The organism is Halogranum amylolyticum, from assembly GCF_900110465.1.
GTDB lineage: Archaea > Halobacteriota > Halobacteria > Halobacteriales > Haloferacaceae > Halogranum > Halogranum amylolyticum.
This window is the reverse complement of sequence record NZ_FODV01000008.1, coordinates 1-17,377: the sequence shown is the minus strand read 5'-3', so window position 1 is coordinate 17,377 and position 17,377 is coordinate 1. Positions and strand designations below refer to the sequence as shown.

19 protein-coding genes are annotated in these 17,377 nt (G+C 64.5%); 7 read left to right on the top strand and 12 right to left on the bottom strand.

Annotated features, from left to right (window positions below; translation table 11 throughout):
* Positions 1–46: 46 nt before the first annotated feature.
* Positions 47–328 carry a DUF5808 domain-containing protein gene (locus tag BSG17_RS14640; protein WP_089825380.1) on the top strand — a complete coding sequence of 94 codons (282 nt, stop codon included), beginning with the start codon at positions 47–49 and terminating at the stop codon, positions 326–328.
* A gap of 118 nt (positions 329–446) precedes the next feature.
* Entirely contained in the window at positions 447–1,085 is a 639-nt protein-coding gene (locus tag BSG17_RS14635; RefSeq protein WP_089825378.1) for a non-canonical purine NTP pyrophosphatase, read from the top strand.
* 135 nt (positions 1,086–1,220) lie between these two features.
* Here BSG17_RS14635 and BSG17_RS14630 read toward each other — a convergent pair whose 3' ends face one another.
* The 4 genes from BSG17_RS14630 to BSG17_RS14615 form a co-directional block, all read right to left on the bottom strand.
* Positions 1,221–1,697 carry a DUF7384 family protein gene (locus tag BSG17_RS14630; RefSeq protein WP_089825376.1) on the bottom strand — a complete coding sequence of 159 codons (477 nt, stop codon included), beginning with the start codon at positions 1,695–1,697 and terminating at the stop codon, positions 1,221–1,223.
* A 161-nt stretch (positions 1,698–1,858) separates the two neighbouring features.
* Positions 1,859–2,941 (bottom strand): putative sulfate/molybdate transporter, encoded by a 1,083-nt coding sequence (locus BSG17_RS14625; RefSeq protein ID WP_089825375.1) that lies wholly within the window; start codon positions 2,939–2,941, stop codon positions 1,859–1,861.
* Positions 2,942–3,027: 86 nt separating this feature from the next.
* On the bottom strand, positions 3,028–4,026 hold the full coding sequence (locus BSG17_RS14620; protein WP_089825372.1) for an ABC transporter ATP-binding protein: 999 nt from the start codon (positions 4,024–4,026) through the stop codon (positions 3,028–3,030).
* Positions 4,023–5,138, bottom strand: coding sequence for an ABC transporter permease (locus BSG17_RS14615; RefSeq protein WP_089825371.1), 1,116 nt, complete (start codon positions 5,136–5,138; stop codon positions 4,023–4,025). Before BSG17_RS14615 ends, BSG17_RS14620 begins: the two co-directional genes overlap by 4 nt.
* Positions 5,139–5,280: 142 nt before the next feature.
* On the opposite strand from BSG17_RS14615, the gene BSG17_RS14610 reads away from it, so the two are divergent.
* Complete coding sequence (locus BSG17_RS14610; RefSeq protein WP_089825369.1) at positions 5,281–5,970, top strand: TOBE domain-containing protein; 690 nt, start codon at positions 5,281–5,283, stop codon at positions 5,968–5,970.
* A gap of 18 nt (positions 5,971–5,988) precedes the next feature.
* Here BSG17_RS14610 and BSG17_RS14605 read toward each other — a convergent pair whose 3' ends face one another.
* From BSG17_RS14605 to BSG17_RS14595, 3 genes are all read right to left on the bottom strand, one after another.
* Positions 5,989–6,846 carry a dihydrodipicolinate synthase family protein gene (locus tag BSG17_RS14605; protein ID WP_089825622.1) on the bottom strand — a complete coding sequence of 286 codons (858 nt, stop codon included), beginning with the start codon at positions 6,844–6,846 and terminating at the stop codon, positions 5,989–5,991.
* A gap of 337 nt (positions 6,847–7,183) precedes the next feature.
* The gene (locus tag BSG17_RS14600; RefSeq protein ID WP_089825367.1) at positions 7,184–7,840 is read right to left on the bottom strand and encodes a potassium channel family protein; all 657 of its coding nucleotides are present in this window, start codon (positions 7,838–7,840) and stop codon (positions 7,184–7,186) included.
* Positions 7,841–7,912: 72 nt separating this feature from the next.
* Positions 7,913–8,554 carry a DUF2238 domain-containing protein gene (locus tag BSG17_RS14595; RefSeq protein WP_089825620.1) on the bottom strand — a complete coding sequence of 214 codons (642 nt, stop codon included), beginning with the start codon at positions 8,552–8,554 and terminating at the stop codon, positions 7,913–7,915.
* Positions 8,555–8,681: 127 nt separating this feature from the next.
* On the opposite strand from BSG17_RS14595, the gene BSG17_RS14590 reads away from it, so the two are divergent.
* On the top strand, positions 8,682–9,293 hold the full coding sequence (locus tag BSG17_RS14590) for a metal-dependent hydrolase (RefSeq protein ID WP_170864818.1): 612 nt from the start codon (positions 8,682–8,684) through the stop codon (positions 9,291–9,293).
* Positions 9,294–9,346: 53 nt separating this feature from the next.
* Here the strand turns inward: BSG17_RS14590 and BSG17_RS14585 are convergent, their stop codons facing one another.
* From BSG17_RS14585 to BSG17_RS14565, 4 genes are all read right to left on the bottom strand, one after another.
* Complete coding sequence (locus tag BSG17_RS14585) at positions 9,347–10,810, bottom strand: sugar porter family MFS transporter (protein WP_089825364.1); 1,464 nt, start codon at positions 10,808–10,810, stop codon at positions 9,347–9,349.
* A gap of 338 nt (positions 10,811–11,148) precedes the next feature.
* Positions 11,149–11,379, bottom strand: coding sequence for a YgaP family membrane protein (locus BSG17_RS14575; RefSeq protein ID WP_089825360.1), 231 nt, complete (start codon positions 11,377–11,379; stop codon positions 11,149–11,151).
* Positions 11,380–11,606: 227 nt separating this feature from the next.
* A complete protein-coding gene (locus BSG17_RS14570; protein ID WP_089825357.1) occupies positions 11,607–12,620 on the bottom strand; it encodes a DUF7972 family membrane protein in 1,014 nt (337 codons plus the stop codon).
* On the bottom strand, positions 12,613–12,810 hold the full coding sequence (locus BSG17_RS14565) for a DUF4177 domain-containing protein (protein WP_089825616.1): 198 nt from the start codon (positions 12,808–12,810) through the stop codon (positions 12,613–12,615). The genes BSG17_RS14570 and BSG17_RS14565 overlap by 8 nt, the downstream gene beginning before the upstream one ends.
* Positions 12,811–12,915: 105 nt before the next feature.
* Here BSG17_RS14565 and BSG17_RS14560 point away from each other — a divergent pair, with 105 nt between their 5' ends.
* On the top strand, positions 12,916–13,311 hold the full coding sequence (locus tag BSG17_RS14560; RefSeq protein WP_089825355.1) for a hypothetical protein: 396 nt from the start codon (positions 12,916–12,918) through the stop codon (positions 13,309–13,311).
* Between the two features lie 153 nt (positions 13,312–13,464).
* The gene (locus BSG17_RS14550; protein ID WP_211609151.1) at positions 13,465–14,772 is read left to right on the top strand and encodes a tyrosine-type recombinase/integrase; all 1,308 of its coding nucleotides are present in this window, start codon (positions 13,465–13,467) and stop codon (positions 14,770–14,772) included.
* 2 nt (positions 14,773–14,774) lie between these two features.
* Here BSG17_RS14550 and BSG17_RS14545 read toward each other — a convergent pair whose 3' ends face one another.
* The gene (locus tag BSG17_RS14545) at positions 14,775–14,969 is read right to left on the bottom strand and encodes a hypothetical protein (RefSeq protein WP_089825349.1); all 195 of its coding nucleotides are present in this window, start codon (positions 14,967–14,969) and stop codon (positions 14,775–14,777) included.
* Positions 14,970–15,357: 388 nt separating this feature from the next.
* On the opposite strand from BSG17_RS14545, the gene BSG17_RS14535 reads away from it, so the two are divergent.
* On the top strand, positions 15,358–16,818 hold the full coding sequence (locus BSG17_RS14535; protein ID WP_089825345.1) for a hypothetical protein: 1,461 nt from the start codon (positions 15,358–15,360) through the stop codon (positions 16,816–16,818).
* The last annotated feature ends 559 nt before the right edge of the window (positions 16,819–17,377 follow it).

Sequence of the window (17,377 nt, the reverse complement as noted above, 5' to 3'; positions counted from 1 at the left end):
CGACACAGCCAAAACGCTTTATCCTGCCCGGGAGTACGGATCACGTATGGCAGACAAACCGCAGTCCGGCGAGATTCTCGGAATCCCGTACAACTTCGAACGACCGAGCATCGGCCGCCTGCTCTCCTCGTACTGGCAGCCAGGGAAGGGTATGCTCGTCGAGAAGCCGTTCGGCGTCGGCTACACCCTCAACCTCGCCAACTGGCACTCGTGGGTCGTCCTGCTGGTGGCCGGCGCGATGCTCTTCCTCGAACGCCGCGGCCAGACGGGCGCGGTCGCCGACGAGGACGACACCGACCCCGTCGAAGTCATCGTCGACGACGACTAACTGACCTCGGTTCTCGCGGCAGCGTTCTCGTCGATCGTCTCCATCGCCTCGGAGCGTCGCGGCCGCCTCGGAGCGCGCAACCGGTGGCTCTTTCGCCGTCGCCGCCACACCGTCGGATATGCTCAACTACGTGACGACGAACCCCGGGAAGGTCCGGGAGGCAGTCGACTATCTCACCGACGACGTCCAGCAGTTCGACTTCGACTACACGGAGATTCAGAGTTCCGAACTCGGCCCCATCGCGGCTCACGGTGCCCGCGAGGCCTACCGCCACGTCGGTGAACCCGTCCTCGTCGACGACGCCGGACTGTTCCTCGACGCCTTCGACGGATTCCCCGGTCCGTACTCCTCGTACGTTGAGGACACCGTCGGCGTCGAGCGGGTCTGGCGGCTGGGCGAACTCGAGGAGAACCGACGTGCGGAGTTCCGGTGCGTGCTCGCGTACTGCGACGGCGAGGAGTTCCGCGCCAGTCCCGACCCCGTCGACCGCGACGACCGCGTCGCCGCGGCGGCCGCCGGCGCAGAAGAGAGTGAGGAAGAGGAGGACCCGCTCCCGGTCAAACTGTTCGAGGGCGTCGTCCGCGGCCGACTCGTCGCCCCGCGCGGCGAGGGCGGGTTCGGCTACGACCCCATCTTCGAACACGACGGGCAGACGATGGCCGAGATGAGCACGGAGGAGAAGAACGCCATCTCCCACCGCGGACGGGCGTTGGCGAAGTTTGGGGAGTGGTTTCAGGAGCGAACGGCAGTGAGTTGAACCTCGCCGGACGCGAAGCGTTCGCGGTTGTTTGCCGAGCGCTAGCGAAGCCCACGTCGACAGTCTCCGATTTTCGGGAGTTCGCCGAACGTCAGTGAGGCAGATCTCGATAGATAAGTGCAGCGACTGCTCCAACTACATCCGCGGGTCTCTGTCTGGCCCCGGATAGTCGCCGCCGACGACCTCCCGGTACAGGCTCTCGGCGTCGAACAGCGTGGCAAACGCCTTCGGATGGCGGATACTCAGCGGAACGCGACCCTTGAGGTTCGCGCCGGCCTGGACGCTCCCGAGGCGCTCGTCGAACGAGAGGAGATGCATCGCGCCGCCCCGGTAGGCAGAGGCGAGGCCGGGGTGGTCGCCGTCGGGGTGGTCGACCGGGTCGCGAAGTTCCTCGATCTCCTCGCGCCAGTCGCTCGCGAGGCCGGCGTCGCCGAGCGTTTCGATAACTGCCGCGGCGTCGTCGAGCAGCGCGTCACTGGCGACGAGCGTCAGCCACGAGTGCTGGCGGACGAGGTCGAGCGCCCGGCGGGCGTCGCCGTCGACGAACAGATCCGCGGCGAGAACGTCGGCGTCGGCGACGACGCGGGCGGGACTCGGTTCAGTCTCTGGCATCGCGGTGCTCCTCCAGCGCGTCGACGACGGCCGTTTCGTCGACGTCGTAGTCGGCGGCGCGGTCGAACAGATCGGCCCAGCTCATACGCGACCGTCGCTCGCGACCCACAAGACAGTTACCGGTCGCCGTCGGTCTCGACGTCGCCCACGTCGTGTCCGGGTCACCGCCGCGAGACCAGCTGGTGGACGACGACGCCGCCGACGAACGCCACGCCGACGTTCACGAGCAGCCCCGTCAGACCCACCGCGACGGTCAGCGGGAGCGACGTCGTCTCCGTCGCACTCCGGGCCAGCTGGACCGCGACGACGACGAGGAGGACGCCGAGCACCGCCAGCGGGAACGCTGTCACGAGTCCTGCCACGAGCGCGGCGAGGAGGTAGAGCGCGCCGAGGATCAGGTTCGCGCCGCCGGTCCGCGCACCGAAGGCGTACTTCCCGGCGAGCCCGCCGCTGCCGTGACACATCGGGAGGCCGCCGAGCGGCACCGAGAGGAGGCTCATCGATCCCATGCTCGTCGCGAGGTCGTCGGATTCCACGTCGGTGTCGAACAGGTCCGCACAGAGCAGCGAGGTGGCGACGGCGGCGTTGCCGACGGTCATGGCGAGTTGGCCCAGCGATGCCTCGACCGCTGCCGTGGAGAGTCGCGGTGCGCCAGCGGGGAACAGCGTCGGCGACGGCAGCGAGGGAGCGGGGATGCCGGCGGAGACGGCGGCCAGCACGACGCCGACGCCGAGGACGACGAGCGTCGCCGACCGTCGGTAGCCGAGGGCGGCGACGGCGAGCGTCAGGAGGAGGGCCAGCACGGCGAGCGCCGGGTCGCCGACGCCGAGTTCGAGACCGGCCTGCGCGAGCAGTAACGCGACGGCCAACTGCACGCCCCGGACGACGGGCGTTCCGACGTACCGCTCGATGCGGGAGAGCACCCCAATCGTTCCGGTGAGGAGGAGCACGCCGCCCGCCAACAACCCGGCGGCGGCGAGTTCCGGATAGGAGATAGCGCCGGCGACGGTCAACCCGACGAGCGCCTTCATCGGTTCGACCGACAGCGGCAGCCCGTAGACGACCCCCCACACGATCTGGAAGACGCCGAACAGGAGCAGCACGTGCGGGAGCGACACCGGCGTCAGCGCCCCGAGCGCGACGACCAGCGGGAGCACCGTAACCGAATCTCCCAGCGCGCCGGTCAGCTCGTCGACGGAGAACTGCAGCTCCCGGTCGCCGTATCCTCCCACCGAAATCGCCATGTGTGCCGCCCTTCGACGCCGGTTCACATCAACCTTGTCAGCAACCGAATCGAGTGTCCGTCTCCGTGTGATGTAACTTTATTTGGTTACTCCCGGAAGCGGGTGACGTGTTCGGTCGGCACACCGACGCCGACCGTGTCGCCGACGGCCGGCGGGTCGTCGCAGAACGCGTCGAACGCGACTCGCTCGCTGCGGGTCCGGGTCGCACTCGAGAGCGACACGCGAAACGCGGCGTCCTCGCGGACGACGCGTTCGACGGTCGCTTCGCAGTCGGGGGTCGCGGGGTCGAGGACGAGATGTTCCGGGCGGATCGCGACCGACGACGCCGCACTCCCACGGTCGCCGGCGGCGGTGTCGCCGGTCGACCAGACGGTCGCCGGGAGCACGTTCGCGCCGGTGAAGCGCGCGACGAACGGCGAAGCGGGTGACTCGAACACCTCCTCGGACGTGCCGATCTGGAGGAGTTCGCCGTCGTGCATCACGGCGACGCGGTCCCCGAGCGCGCGGGCGGTCGACCGGTTGTGGGTGACGTAGAGCGCCGTCACGCCGTCGAGCAGGTCGAGCAGGTCGGCCCGCAGCGCCTGTCGCGTCGGCACGTCCAGCGCCGAGAGCGGTTCGTCGAGCAGCAGCGCCGTGGGGTGGATGGCCAGCGAGCGAGCGAGCGCGACGCGCTGTCGTTCGCCGCCGGAGAGTGTCGTCGGCGTCCGGTCGGCGAGGTCGGCGACGCCGAGTTCCGCAAGCAGGTCGTCGGGGTCGGCCGTCCCGGCGTGGTAACGGCTGCCGAAGTCGACGTTCTCGCGGACGGTCAGATGCGGAAAGAGCGCGTAGTCCTGGAAGACGAAGCCGAACTCTCGCTTTTCGGGTGGTGTGTCGGTCAGGTCGCGACCGTCGTGGACGACGGCCCCCTCGTGGGCGTGGAAGCCGGCGATTGTCTCGAGGAGGAGGCTCTTACCGCTGCCGCTCGGGCCGAGGACGACGAGCGTCTCTCCCTCTGCGACCGAGAGCGCCGCGTCGACGACGAACGGATCGGTGCCGTCGGCAGTGAACCGCGCGCGGACGTCGACGTCGAGTCGTCCGGGATTCACGGCGCACCTCCGTCGTCGAAGGCGAGCCACCGCACGAGCAGGAAGATGCCCGCCGAGAGGCCGAGCAGCAGGGTCGCCACCGCCCCGCTCTCGGGCAGTCCCTGGCTGGTGTAGGTGTTGAAGATGTAGACGGGAGCGTGCTGGGCCGTCGTCTCCCGGAGAGTGAGCGGCGAGACGTACTGCACCGTGTAGGCGACGACGGCGACGGCGCCGAACTCCGAGACGGCGCGTGCCCACGCCATCACGCCACCGGTCACGATCCCGCGTGCCGACAGCGGGAGCGTCACCCGGAGGAACGACGAGAACCGACTCGCCCCGTGGGCGCGGGCGGCGAACTCCAGTCGGCGGTCGACTGTCTCGAACGCCTCGCGGGCGGCGTTGACGGCGAACGGCGCGCTGACGAACGTCAGCGCGAGCACCATCCCCGTCAGCGTGCCGAGCACGCGCATCTCGGGGAACGCCGCCCCGCGGCCGAAGCCGAACAGGACGACGAGGCCGGCCACGGAGTGCGGGACGACGAGTGGGAGGTCGACGAGGCTCTCGACAGCGGACTGGCCGGGGAACCCCTCTCGGAGCAGGTACGCGAGCGGGACGCCACAGACGAGCGCCGCCAGCGCCGCCAGCAGCGGGGCGTACACCGACAGGACGAGCATCCGGTGGACCTCGGGGTCCGCCGCCGCCTCGGCGACGAGTGCGACGTCCTGCTGGACGAAGAAGAGCGCCAGCGGCAGCCCGAGTGCGACGAGGAGCACCGTGCCGAGCGTCGCCGCGGCGACGCCGGCCCACTGGTCGCCGTCGCCGCCGAGCCCGACGGCGAGCGTGAGAAGCGGCGGTGTCAACACCAGCATCCAGCGGCTGCCGACGAACCAGAGCACGCCCGCCAGTGCGAGGCTGCCGACGAGTGCGGCCGCGACGCCCCGCCAGCCACCCCCCGAGGCGGCGACGAGCGCGGCGGCGCTACCGAGCGCGAACAGTGCGTACAGCGTCGGTCGCTCGACGGTGACGGCGGCCGCGAACGCGACGGCCTGTACGGTCACGACGGCGAGGACGACCGCGCCGCGGCCGAACGTGCCGTCGACCGCCGCCGACGAGCCGCCGGTCGTCGTACTCATTCGAGTGAGTCGGTCGTGACGGCGGCTGAAACCCGTTTCGCTCCGGGGTCGCGTCGAGCCGCCGGCGTCGCCGCGGTCGGCTTCGCAGTCCGACTGGGGCGGAGTGCGAACCGTTTTGGTCGCTCCACCCGCCGTCTGTACTATGGACGCTGGGGTCGAGGCACAGCTACACGCAGACGACGTCTCGTTCGGAGCCGACGACGCGGCCCTCCTGCGGGCGATCGCCACCCACGGGTCGGTCAGCGCCGCGGCGAACGAACTGGGTCGCTCGCGGTCGCGAGCGCTGACGCGACTCGAGCGGCTGGAGTCGGCGTTCGGATCGCTGGTCGACCGTCGGCGCGGCGGGGCGGGCGGGGGCGGAAGCCAGTTGACGGACGACGGCGACGAACTGCTGGCGCGGTTCGACCGCCTGCGGACAACGCTGGCGGGGACCGCGGGCGTCGACGAGACGGTGTTCGAGGGCGAGGTGACCGAACGGACGGGCGAACTCGCGCTCGTCGAGACGGAAGCCGGGACGCTCCGCGCGCTGGTCGACAAGGACGCGACGGCGGGGGCGACGGTGCAGGTGAGCGTCCGCGCCGACGCGGTGACGCTGCACGCCCCCGATGAGGCCCCCTCCGGCGGCGCGACGAGCGCCCGCAACCGTCTCGCGGGGACCGTCGTCGGACTGGACGCCGGGGCGGCCGTCGTGCGCGTCGCGCTCGACGTCGAGACGGCGTCGCCGCTGGCGGCGCTGGTGACGGTCGAGAGCGTCGATCGCCTCGGAATCGCCGTCGGCGACGACGTCGTCGCCTCGTTCAAGGCGACGGCGACGCGGGCAACGATAGTGTGAGTTACCGTCGGCGAAAGTTCAGAGCTCGGCGACGAGCGACTCGAGTTCGTCGAGCGCCGCGTCGTCGACCGGTCGGTGTGGACTCCGCGCGTAGCCCGCCGGTGCGCCGCGCGCTCGCATCGCCGCCTTCAGCCCCGGGATGCCGAACCGCGTGGTGACGGCACGGTTCAACTCGACGAGGTCGGCACTCAACCCGCGTGCGCCCTGCCGGTCGCCCTCGCGGTGTCGGTCGTACACTTCGACCGTTGCCTCGGGGGCGACGTTCGCGAGCGCAAGTACGCCGCCGGCCGCCCCGGCGTCGAGAGCACTGGCGAGCACGCCGCCGCTACCGACGAGGAGGTCGAACTCGTCGTCGACGCGGCGGTGGGTGCGGACGAACGCCTCGACGTCGCCGCTGGAGTCTTTCATCCCGTGGACGTTCTCGTGAGCGGCGAGTCGCCCGGCGACGTCGGGGTCGAGTGCGACGTCGGTGAACATGGGGACGCTGTAGAGGTAGACGGGTATCTCCGACTCGTCGGCGACGCTCTCGTAGTAGGCCTCCATCGCGGCGTCGTCGTGCGGGAAGTAGAAGGGGGTGACGACGAGCGCCGCGTCGGCGCCGGCCTCGGCGGCCCGCGCCGTCTGCTGGAGCGTCTCGCGCAGACCGGGGTGACCCGTCCCGGCGAGCACCGGGACCGAGGCCTCCTCGACGACGATCTCGACGACACGAGCGCGCTCCTCCGTCGTCATCAACTCTGCCTCGCTGGTCGACCCACAGGGGACGAGGAAGTCGACGCCGCGCGCTTCGACCCAGTGGACCAGCTCTCGCAGGGCGTCGTCGTCGACGTCGCCTGTCTCGGTGAACGGAGTGACGAGCGGTGGACCGATGCCGTGCATAGTCTCCACACACACTCCTGTGAAAAGTAGCTTCCGTCTGTCGGTCGAGCGTCTGACGCGGATTTAAGAGGAATCCCGAACACGCCTCAGGTGGGCGCGCGTTGACGGCCTCAGTTCCCATCCTCTCACCCTGCGCGCCCGGGCACACCCCCCACCCGTTCGACATCTGGCCGGCACGTCAGCCCCGTCCGTTCCCCCGAGACGGCCTGTCGTGTCGGTTTCTCTCCCTTCGGCTGCTCACAGAGGTGATCGTAGCCGCTCGTCGGTTCTCTCCGCGAAAATCGAACCTCGGGAGTAGCCGATGACTATTGGGTGTCGCCCGCTACGACAGCCGCTCTCAGTCCCCCAGTAGCGTCTTCCGCACCGTCTCGACGGTGTCCCGTTCGACGAGGAGTGCGACCTGATCGCCCGCCTCAACCTGCGTGCCGGGGAGCGGGATCGTCATCGGCTCGCGACCCCGGCCGTGGGCGTAGATGCGCGCCGACTGCGGGAGGTCGATGTCGTTGACCCGCCGGCCGACGACCGGCGATCCATCGGGGATCGTCACCGTCGAGAGCCGGAGTCGCTCGGTGAGTTCACCGATGGCGTTGAAGTTCCCGCCGAGGAGGGCGGTCTTCGCCCCCGCCGCGCCGAGTCGCTCGGGGTAGATGATCTCGTCGACGTCCTCGGCGTACTGCTCGTAGATCTCCTTGCGGTAGTCCTCGTCGATGCGGAGTACCGACCGACAGCCGTGTTCCTTGCCGATCATGCAGGCCGCGAAGTTGATGTTGGGGTCACCGGTCAGCCCGCCGATGGCGTCGGCGCTGTCGAGGTCGGCTTTCTGGAGGACCGACTCGTTGCTGCCGTCGCCTTCGACGACCTCGAAACCCGCCTTTTGGGCTCGTTCGACCTTGTCACGGACGTTCTCGACGAGAACGACTTCGTGACCCTCCTCTTTGAGAATCCGGGCAGTCCGTGCACCGACCCGCCCGTAGCCAACGATAACGAATCGCATGCCACACCATACGTCACCCGACACAAAAAGGTAGGTCCCGACTGGACGGCGTTGTCGCCCGTCGGCGAGTGGTCACCGGAGTTCGTCGGACGACCCACCGGCCAAACGGGTGGTGAGCGTGTCGACGACCGACCGGAGCGTCGTCGTCCCGAACAGGGCGACGAGGATCGCACCGACGAGATCGAAGACGAGGTCGACGATCGTATCCTCGAGGCTGTACTGGACGAGCACGGCGTCGACGCCGAAATAGCCGCTCAATCCGTGGACGGCGAACTCCAGCACCTCCCAGAGCACGCCGAGCGCGAGCGTGAAGAGGATCACGTAGACGAACAAGAATCGGGGCGGGAAGGCGACGGCGTCGGTGTGTTCGTCGATCGCCCGTGCCGTCGCGTAGCCGACGCCAGCGACGATGGTCGCCGAGAGGGTGTGGGTCAGATGGTCCCACCACCAGACGGTGCCGTACAGCCCCAACATTCCGACGGTGTGGAGGAGGACGGCGGTCGTGATCCACAGCGTTAGGCCTGCATCGAGTGGGAGGTTCCAGTCGCGCTCGAGGATCGCAGGGAGGAACGTCACGGCTAGCGCCAACACGGCGTTGACGACGACGGCGATGTTTCGGGTCCACAGTCCCACAAGGAGGATGCCGCCGATCGCGGCCTGCATACTGCGGGTCGCTGCCCGCGTCGTCCACGGAGAGAGACGAAGGAGGACCATACCGTCCATATCGTGTGGGGGGCCTAAGTGCCCGTCGGGCGCATCCGGCCGGCGCTCGCCTCCGCCCCGGCCTGTGTCACCGGCTGACACGACAGCCATATGTAACCTGCTCGCCTAGCCGGCACCGATGATGGCCACCACGCACGCCCTCGCTGGGATCGTGCTCGGCACACTCGTGTTTCTCGTCGCGCCCGACGTCGGAATCGTCCCGGTCGCCGCCGCGGCACTCGGCGGACTGTTCCCGGACTTCGACCTGTATGCGGGTCACCGAAAGACGCTGCACTTCCCGGTGTACTTCTCGCTGGCGGCGGTGCCGGCGACCGTCCTCGCGTTCGCGGTGCCGACCGTCGCCTCGCTGTCGCTCGCGCTGTTCCTGCTCGCGGCGGCGACTCACTCTGTGATGGACGCCTTCGGCGGCGGCCTCGAACTGAAACCGTGGGAGGCGACGTCCGAGCGGGCCGTCTACGACCACTTCCGCGGTCGGTGGCTCCCGCCGAAGCGGTGGATCCGCTACGACGGCGCGCCCGAGGATCTGCTGCTCGCCGCCGTCTTCGCCGTCCCGCCGATGGTCGTCTTCGATGGCCCGGTCGAGCTCGCCGTCGGCGTCGCCATCGCCGTCTCGGCGACGTACGTACTGCTCCGGAAACCGCTCGTCGTCGTCGCCGAGCGACTCGTCGCCGCCCTGCCGACGACAGTGCTCGGCTACGTCCCCGACCGCTTCGTCGAGGACTTCAGCTAAAAAAGTCGGTCGCGGCCGCCTCTTCGGTCGTCTCTGTTCTCTGCTCTCGCGTCTCAGTCGTCGTCGGTCGACGACCCGCTACCGAACGCGTCGCCGGTCGTCTCGCTTCCGAGCGCACTCTCGCGGAGGTCGGCCTCGATCTCCTCCAGCGAGCGGCCCTTCGTCTCGGGGACGAGATAGTAGGTGAACACCAGTGCAGCGACGCTCAGCCCCGCGTAGAGCCAGAACGTCCAGGACTGTCCCAGCACGTCGATAAGCTGGAGGAACGTCAGCGCGACGAGCAGGTTCGCCGCCCAGTTGACGACGGTGACGACACCCATCGCCGTCCCGCGAACCTTCAGCGGGTAGATCTCGGAGATCATCAGCCAGAACACCGGTCCGAGCCCGATGGCGAAGAACGCCACGTAGAACATCAGACTCACGAGGGCGGCCCAGCCGACGACGCCCGAGAGCCCCGGCAGGAAGAACGCCACGCCGAGGGCGGTCAGCGTCAGCGACATGCCGGCCAGTCCGGTGAGAAGCAGCGGACGGCGACCCAGACGGTCCATCAGGAGGACGGCGACGACCGTCATCCCGACGTTGACGACGCCGATGCCGACCGTCGCGAGGATGGACGCGGAGTTGTTGAAGCCAGTCGACTCCAGGATGGTCGGCGCGTAGTAGATGACGGTGTTGATACCGGTCACCTGCTGAAACGCGGCGAGGCCGACGCCGACGACGAGCGCCGGACGGAGCCACGACTTCGTGAGGTCCGACAGCCCGGTTCCGGACTGCTTGCGGGCGGTCTCCTTGATCTCAGAGATCTCGTCGCCGATCTGCTGTTCGCTGCGCGTCCGCGAGAGGACGTTCCGAGCCTCCTGCTCGCGCCCCTTTTCGACGAGCCACCGCGGGCTCTCGGGCATCCACAGCATCGCGACGCCGAGAATCAGCGCGGGTACCATCCCGGCACCGAGCATCCAACGCCACCCGGCCGCACCGAGGACGTCCTGGGCGAGCGCGAGAATCGGCCCGTCGGCGAACGCGTAGTTGACGAAGTAGGAGACGAGAATCCCCATCGTCACCGCCAGTTGGTTGAGCGAGACGAGCGACCCCCGGATCTTCGGTGGCGAGATCTCGGAGATGTACAGCGGGCCGACCATCGACGCGAAACCGATGGCGACGCCGTCGATGATACGTCCGACGATGAGTATCTCGACGGTCGGTGCGACGGCCATGATGAACGACCCGACGAAGAACACCGCTGCCCCCACCAGGATGAGTCGTCGTCGCCCGATTCGGTCTGCGAGGCGCCCGCCGACAGCCGCGCCGAAGACGGCGCCGACGAGTGCGCCGCTGACGACGACGCTCTCGACGAACGACGACATCGTGAACGTCTCTTGGATGTACAGGAACGCTCCGGAGATGACTCCCGTATCGAAACCGAACAGGAGTCCGTTCAGCGCCGCCAGCGCGGCAGCCACGTAAATGAACGTGTCGCTCGCCCCGCTCGCGGGCTGGCTCGTATGTTCGTTTGACATAGGTTATCTGTCGTTACTCGTTTCTGGATGAATATTTACAAAGGCGTCGGTTATTTTGAAATAAACTACCGTTATCGTAGTCGTTCGTTATATCTACTGGCTAGCATCTCTCACTCCCGACGCCGTCGATCGCCGCCGTAGCGGACTCACGTGGCCGATCTCGGCACGGGCCACGCTCTCGATTGAGAGAGATCGACGCCGTCCGTCGATGGTGGTCGACGCTCGGTTCCTCGACCCGCCGACTCGGACGGTCGCCGTTCGACATCTCGTCGATGGACGTCTCGGTGGTCGGGTCGCGACCCGGGAAAAATGGCATCGGATGGGTCGCCGGCGACCACTCAGTCGAGCGAACAGGAGTCGTCGCTCGTGGTGTCGATACCGAACAGCGCGTTCCCGCCGCAGAACCCCGTCGCTGCGTTCTGGAGCAGTCCTGCGCCGGCGACTGCCGCCGTCGCGGCCGTCAGTCGCTTGTCGTCGAGATACGCGGCGACTGCGACCACGACCAGCCAGGTTCCGAGGACGCCTCTGAGCACTCTGTCGGCACCACCGACGTTCTTGGACGGGACCATGCCACGAACTCGTGTCGGATACACTAAGTATGTGTGGGTCGAGCTAACGGGCCTCTTTCGTTCACGACCGACTCCGACGAGCGGGTCGACTCGGTCCAACCGTCTGCTTCTCGGAGGTCGAAGGCGACCGGTTCGAGAAGAAATCCGATCGAAGAGGACGTAGGCGACTCGTCGGGATTATCGTCGATTTCCACGGGGAAACTTTCAGACTCCGACGATACTCCCTCTCAGCTGAGGATGAGCGGTCCGACCGTGAGTGTCTGCTTCGCGAGCGTCGCGAGTCGGAGCACGTAGGCGATGAACACCAAGAAGGGCGTGATCGAGACGACGAAGGCGGCACTGACCACCCACAGCATCGTCTCGAGACCGAGGACGGTTCCGGTGAACGTACTCGCGTCGACGAAGACGACCACGCCACCGGCGACGACCAGTGCGGGCACTGACGTGTACAGAATCCCTCGGGAGAGTTTGACCAGCGCCCACTGGATGTACAGCACTTTGATGTACTCGCGGACGGGACCGAACATCGTCACCGCCTCGAGCATCTCCCTGAACGCTCTTCGTTCCTCGCGATCGAGATCGTCGTCGTACTGTTCACCGAGCTGCCGAATATCGTTCATCTTCTTCGCGTAGTTGAAGTCTAACCCCGGCGAGACGACGGTGAACGTGCCGAAGTCGGCGTCTTCCAGCTCACCGTACACCGTCTCGGCGTTGTCGCGCAGGTCCTCGACGTACTCGTCGACCTGGTCGCGAAGGGTCTCGTTGCTGTTCTCCGAGACTGCGTCACGAAGGTCGACTGCCCGCTCTTCGGTCCGCTCGATGAGCTTCCACAGCAGCGCGGCCGGTTCGGACGGTGTGGTCGTTCCCAGCAACTCGTCGGTGTTCTGGTAGAAGTCCATCGTCGTATCCATCCGACTTCGTTGGGTGCCGAGCGACCCGATCTCCTGAGAGAGCACGAGCTGGTTGATCGACACCACGAGCGTCGTACTCGTGATGATCGCGCCGACCAACCCGGAGAACACGGTCTCGACCATGTCGCTCGTCTCCATCGCCGTCCGCAGGAGCGTCGGCTTGAGGATCCCGAACAGCATGAACGTCCCGAACACGACGACTGCTAACCCCGTGACGATGACCCGGCGGTCGACGCTCAGGAGGAGCCAGAACAGCGTCTCGTTCACTTCCGTCCGCTCACGGAGTCGACTGGGTGCGGAGAGGTCGATGTTCTCCGTTCGGTCACTCATCGGCGACCCGGCGTTTCAAGATCAACAACTTCGTCCCACCTTTGTCGTAGTCGAGCGGTCCGACGAGTTCCCACCCCTCGGCTCCGAGTCGGTTGAGCTCGTCGGTCGGGTCGACGACCTCCCGCTTGGTCAACCCCTTCGGCGGTTCGATCGTCTTGTACTCCCACGTCGGTCGGTCTTCGAGTGACATGTCCACACTATCGGCCATCTCACACTTAAGAGACGTTGCCGACCGACAGCGCGTCGTCGCTCGCGACGCCAGAACCGTTTTTCGCGACGCCCGCGTGGAGTCTCCATGGAACGCTCTCTCGGCAGACGGCTGGCGATGGCGCTCGTCGTCGTCTGTGCAGTCTCACTCGGTGGCTGTCTCACGGTCGGCCCGACGGTCACCGCCGACGTCGACAACTCGACCGTCTTCGAACGTCTCTCGCCTACCGAGTCGTGGGCCGCTTCGGGGGTCCGGGTGGAGGCGACGCTCCGGTCAACTCCCGAGGCGTCGAACGTCACCACCATCACCGTCGTCCGCGAGGACGGACGGACGTTCCAGTCGACGACCGTCGACCCCGGACAGTCGACGGTCGTCTTCGCCGTTCCTGCCGGGCAGAACGTCACGCTTGTCGCGAGCAACAGCGTCAACTCGACGCTGATCGAGAATCTCACGGTCCGAACGGGGGGAACTCGGATCCCGTAGCACTGCGGGACGGAACTGTGGACGTCGGGTGACGACAGAAGAGGAGACGTCTCTTCGGATTCAGGTTCTCGAGAGAAGAGACGAGATGAAGAGCCTAGGCCGGGATTCTAGCCACATGGTTAAATCCTTCTCGTCCGTGGGGTTGTATACGTTATGCCCAAGCGTGAACGAATCCGCGTCCTGAAGGAGCGCGTCCGGGCCGGCGGGGCCGCCAACTTCTACGATGAGACACGCTATGAGGACGACACCATCAGCGACGACGACGCTGCCACGTTGCTCACCGTCTCCGACCAGTTCGACCTGCACGACTACAGCGACAACCGCCACGAGAAACTCCTGCGTCACCTCGTCCGCGTCGCCGAGCAGGTCGGCGGACTGACTGAGGCGCTCGAGGATCGCGACGCGGCAGAGGACCTCGTCCGCTGGATCAATCTGGAATACGACAATCCCCGCACCAAGTGCGACTATCGGCTCGCCATTCGCGCGATGGGCAAGCATGCCCTCCGCCGGGGAAAACACGGCGACCCACCGGAATCCATCAGCTGGATGTCCGCGAACACGCCGCGGAACTACAACCCGACGCCGTCGCGAGCGGATATGCTCGACTGGGAGGACGACGTCCTCCCGCTCATCAACGAGGGAACCGGTCGGGTGCGCAACAAAGCGCTGTTCGCCGTCCAGTTTGAGGGTGGCTTCCGGCCGCACTGTGAACTCTACGAGATGACGGTTGGCGACGTCAAAGACACTGACTACGGCGTCGAGATCGAAGTCGATGGCAAGACCGGCCAGCGCTCTGTGACGATGATTCTCTCGTTGCCCTACCTGAACCGCTGGTTGGGCGATCATCATCCATGTCCTGGTGACGATAACGCCTACCTCTGGGTGAAGTCGGACGGCGAGCGCATGAGCTACACGACCTTCCAGCGCTACTTCAAACGCGCTGCCGACCGTATCGACCTCGACAAGCCGGTCACGCCGAAGAACTTCCGGAAGTCGAACGCGACGTGGCTCGCCAAACTCGGGAAGAACGAGTCGTTCATCGAGGACCGACAGGGGCGCAAGCGCGGGAGTGACGCCATCTCCCACTACGTCGCGATGTACGGTGAAGACCGCGCCCGCGAGTACGCTTCGATGCATGGGCAAGACGTCGAAACCGAAGATCCACAGGACTACACCCCTGTTTCGTGTCCGCGGTGTCGCCAGCAGACGCCGCGCGACAAGGAGATCTGTATGTGGTGTAACCAGGCGCTCGATCACGATACGTACGAAGATCTCGCTGAGGCCGAATCGACGGTCACAGACATGGCCCTGCAGCTCTTCCAACAAGACGACGAGTTCCTCGAGGAGGTACTCACGCGGAAGGCGGTCACGCAGATGCTGCTCGACGATGACGAGTTCTTCGAACAGGCGGTCGACATCGCCGACGAACTCGACGCCGATCTCCTGCCGGCAGTCAAGTAGCATTACGAATCAGCCCTCTGTTCGGATACTAATTCAAGCTCATCCCGCAGTGTTTCGTAGTCGTTATCTGGCGTATGTCGATCCAGCAACGCCCACGCACACGCTCGTGCAAACGGATCGTCGCTCCCGCGGATAACAGCCAGAATCTTTGTGCGGTTCTCTTCGATGTATTCGCTGGGATTGATCTCTTGTTTCATACGTGGGATCCCTCCACGGTCGATCGACGGGCGGCAAGGAGTGCTAGCGTGGAGTGTAGGGGGACACTGGGCTCGTTATTGAGATCCGCAAACGTCTCCAGGACTTCCCCATGTGGGCTGTGGCGTTCGTGGACGTGTTCTGCGAGTTTGCGATGGGAGTTGGGTTCGTGGGTAGCCATCGGACTATGGTGACTCGGATAGGCTCCGATCAGGCCGTGGTTAGCTTGACGCGATGCTGTATGGACAGCGACATTGATACGTTACACACTCATACTATAAATAATCAGCGAGAGACGTAATATGTTATGTTACGATTCAATTCGACAAATGCAGTTGTTACGGGTTTATATACATTAGGATTATGTAGAACGCAACCGGACTTCACAATATGACTGATCGGCCCAACGCGCTCCTTACCAAGAAGCAGCGCGAGAAGTTACGCGAAGCGAGCGAAGACAGCGAGCACTCACGACAGTACCGACAACGAATCCGTGAGCGCACCCAGAACGGCACGATTGATCTCGGGATGCTATTCGAGCATATGGAACTCCGAGACATCAAGCAAGTATTCGGACCAGACGTCAGTCACCTCAACGAACTTAATAACGCAGTCGAGGATATTCGATCACTCCTCAGCGGATATGGATCGAAACGGAGTCTGCGAAATCAAGTGGACGAACTGGAGATGTTAGCAGAGAATTATTCGGACGATTTTCGCCAGACCAGCCAGTTCGAGGAAGCCAATCAGAGTGATGATTGGTACGACTTTCAACAGGAATCACATGAGCAACATCAAAACCAGCTTGAATCGATCCAACAGAGCGCAGTAGAGATTCTCGACGTGTATGGAGAGTGGTTAGAGAACCTCGAACAGGCACAGAGTAATCTCGAACAATTAGCTGAATCTGACCAATTTGATTCCAAATACCAGAATCGCATTGCGAACGTGATTGATGAGCTTGAAGGGTTACATCAACAGACGTCCTCAGACAGAGAGGAATTGAAAGAGGTTGTTGATGAAATCAATTATCAAACTCGGAGAAGCGAGTCAGTCCCGCCTGAACTCATTGATGATCTGACCTCCTCATTGCAGACAGTCAAACGGTCTAGAACTCATGTGTGGTCAGAGCTCTCTGAGCTTGATAGCCAGATTCAGATGGATCTTGGGCAATCAAACTTTGAGCAGGACTTACGCGATGACGTTGTCTCTGCACTGGCGTTCTATCTTCGCGTTAGCGAAGTCCTGGATACCTCAGCAGAAGATCTGATCGAGGACGCCCTGGTTCGAACGTACGAGCAAGAACACCCAGACGATGTGGTTGGACACGTAACAGTAGATGTCGCTGTCGACGACCGGACGAAGGCTGTCAAACAAGGTTCGAGAAAACTCACCGAGGGCGACACTCGACTTTGCAGCACGGAACTCAGAGCGATCGCCGAGACTAAACCAAGCTTGTTGAGCACAATGCAACGACAGTGTGCATTCACAACGAGAGAATTTCGAGAAGCGGTTATCGAAAACTCGGGTCAGTTAGAGAAAGGTTTAGAGATTGTGGACGCGAACCCGGATGCGCCGGGTGATACAGTCGTTCCGGATCTCGTGGCAAAAGATACAGACGGGAATCTCGTCTTGATAGAACTCAACCGTTGGGCAAGCATCGAACAACGCCCTGAATCGACGATAAATCGCGTCCGAGAACTCATCAACCAGTACGGCGGCGAGGACCGAGTACGTGCCTTCATTGTGGTTCCCCATTTTGAACTCGAAGAGAGGGACGAGGAGACGTCACTACACAAGGTCCTAAGCCCCGAAGGTCCAATCGAATTGAAGTCGGTAGCATTAGTCTGATAGGGATTAGCAGAAGTTCCCATACATCGAATGACGTACTTTCCTAAACCCGATAGATTGGTCGTGCTGAACTCACAGCGCATATTCAGCAGGTTACCTGTCCGGACGAGACGAATGGTCGTTCGAGACAGCGGTCCATCACTGAGGCCCGTTTCATATCAAAGTATCAGAATTTTTGGTAGGTCGTGAGGCAGAACGAGGATGGCCAGCGCAGAGGTAACCGCTATCAGATCGCATCACTCGGAACGCTTCGACACAGGTTAGCACCTGAAATGATACCTGCGAGCATCAGCTGTGTCGGTTCCAATACTTGCCGTAGTGGGCGACTTCCGCTCGACCCCCCTATTTGCGGTAATTCAGGGTCTCGAGTCGTTCTCGACCGTAAGTAGGTGACGAACGAGCGTCACCGACGGCAGCGCATCTGTCCACAGTCGCTCGTTTGATGAGCTGGCGTCCCATCGAACGACTCAATGAGCGAGGCAGACCACATCGAACGGTTCGCGGTATCAGCCGAAAGTGAGAGCGAGACGAAGACAGTCGTCGAGGCGCGTGAGTTCGA

Bases quoted from the DNA above. Each gene is read 5' to 3' on its own strand.
- BSG17_RS14565 (WP_089825616.1), bottom strand. From the start codon at position 12,810: ATGTCACTCGAAGACCGACCGACGTGGGAGTACAAGACGATCGAACCG.
- BSG17_RS14605 (WP_089825622.1), bottom strand. From the start codon at position 6,846: ATGCACGGCATCGGTCCACCGCTCGTCACTCCGTTCACCGAGACAGGC.
- BSG17_RS14610 (WP_089825369.1), top strand. From the start codon at position 5,281: ATGGACGCTGGGGTCGAGGCACAGCTACACGCAGACGACGTCTCGTTC.
- BSG17_RS14550 (WP_211609151.1), top strand. From the start codon at position 13,465: ATGCCCAAGCGTGAACGAATCCGCGTCCTGAAGGAGCGCGTCCGGGCC.
- BSG17_RS14615 (WP_089825371.1), bottom strand. From the start codon at position 5,138: ATGAGTACGACGACCGGCGGCTCGTCGGCGGCGGTCGACGGCACGTTC.
- BSG17_RS14560 (WP_089825355.1), top strand. From the start codon at position 12,916: ATGGAACGCTCTCTCGGCAGACGGCTGGCGATGGCGCTCGTCGTCGTC.
- BSG17_RS14600 (WP_089825367.1), bottom strand. From the start codon at position 7,840: ATGCGATTCGTTATCGTTGGCTACGGGCGGGTCGGTGCACGGACTGCC.
- BSG17_RS14635 (WP_089825378.1), top strand. From the start codon at position 447: ATGCTCAACTACGTGACGACGAACCCCGGGAAGGTCCGGGAGGCAGTC.
- BSG17_RS14535 (WP_089825345.1), top strand. From the start codon at position 15,358: ATGACTGATCGGCCCAACGCGCTCCTTACCAAGAAGCAGCGCGAGAAG.
- BSG17_RS14630 (WP_089825376.1), bottom strand. From the start codon at position 1,697: ATGCCAGAGACTGAACCGAGTCCCGCCCGCGTCGTCGCCGACGCCGAC.
- BSG17_RS14575 (WP_089825360.1), bottom strand. From the start codon at position 11,379: ATGGTCCCGTCCAAGAACGTCGGTGGTGCCGACAGAGTGCTCAGAGGC.
- BSG17_RS14625 (WP_089825375.1), bottom strand. From the start codon at position 2,941: ATGGCGATTTCGGTGGGAGGATACGGCGACCGGGAGCTGCAGTTCTCC.
- BSG17_RS14585 (WP_089825364.1), bottom strand. From the start codon at position 10,810: ATGTCAAACGAACATACGAGCCAGCCCGCGAGCGGGGCGAGCGACACG.
- BSG17_RS14595 (WP_089825620.1), bottom strand. From the start codon at position 8,554: ATGGTCCTCCTTCGTCTCTCTCCGTGGACGACGCGGGCAGCGACCCGC.
- BSG17_RS14640 (WP_089825380.1), top strand. From the start codon at position 47: ATGGCAGACAAACCGCAGTCCGGCGAGATTCTCGGAATCCCGTACAAC.
- BSG17_RS14545 (WP_089825349.1), bottom strand. From the start codon at position 14,969: ATGAAACAAGAGATCAATCCCAGCGAATACATCGAAGAGAACCGCACA.
- BSG17_RS14570 (WP_089825357.1), bottom strand. From the start codon at position 12,620: ATGAGTGACCGAACGGAGAACATCGACCTCTCCGCACCCAGTCGACTC.
- BSG17_RS14590 (WP_170864818.1), top strand. From the start codon at position 8,682: ATGATGGCCACCACGCACGCCCTCGCTGGGATCGTGCTCGGCACACTC.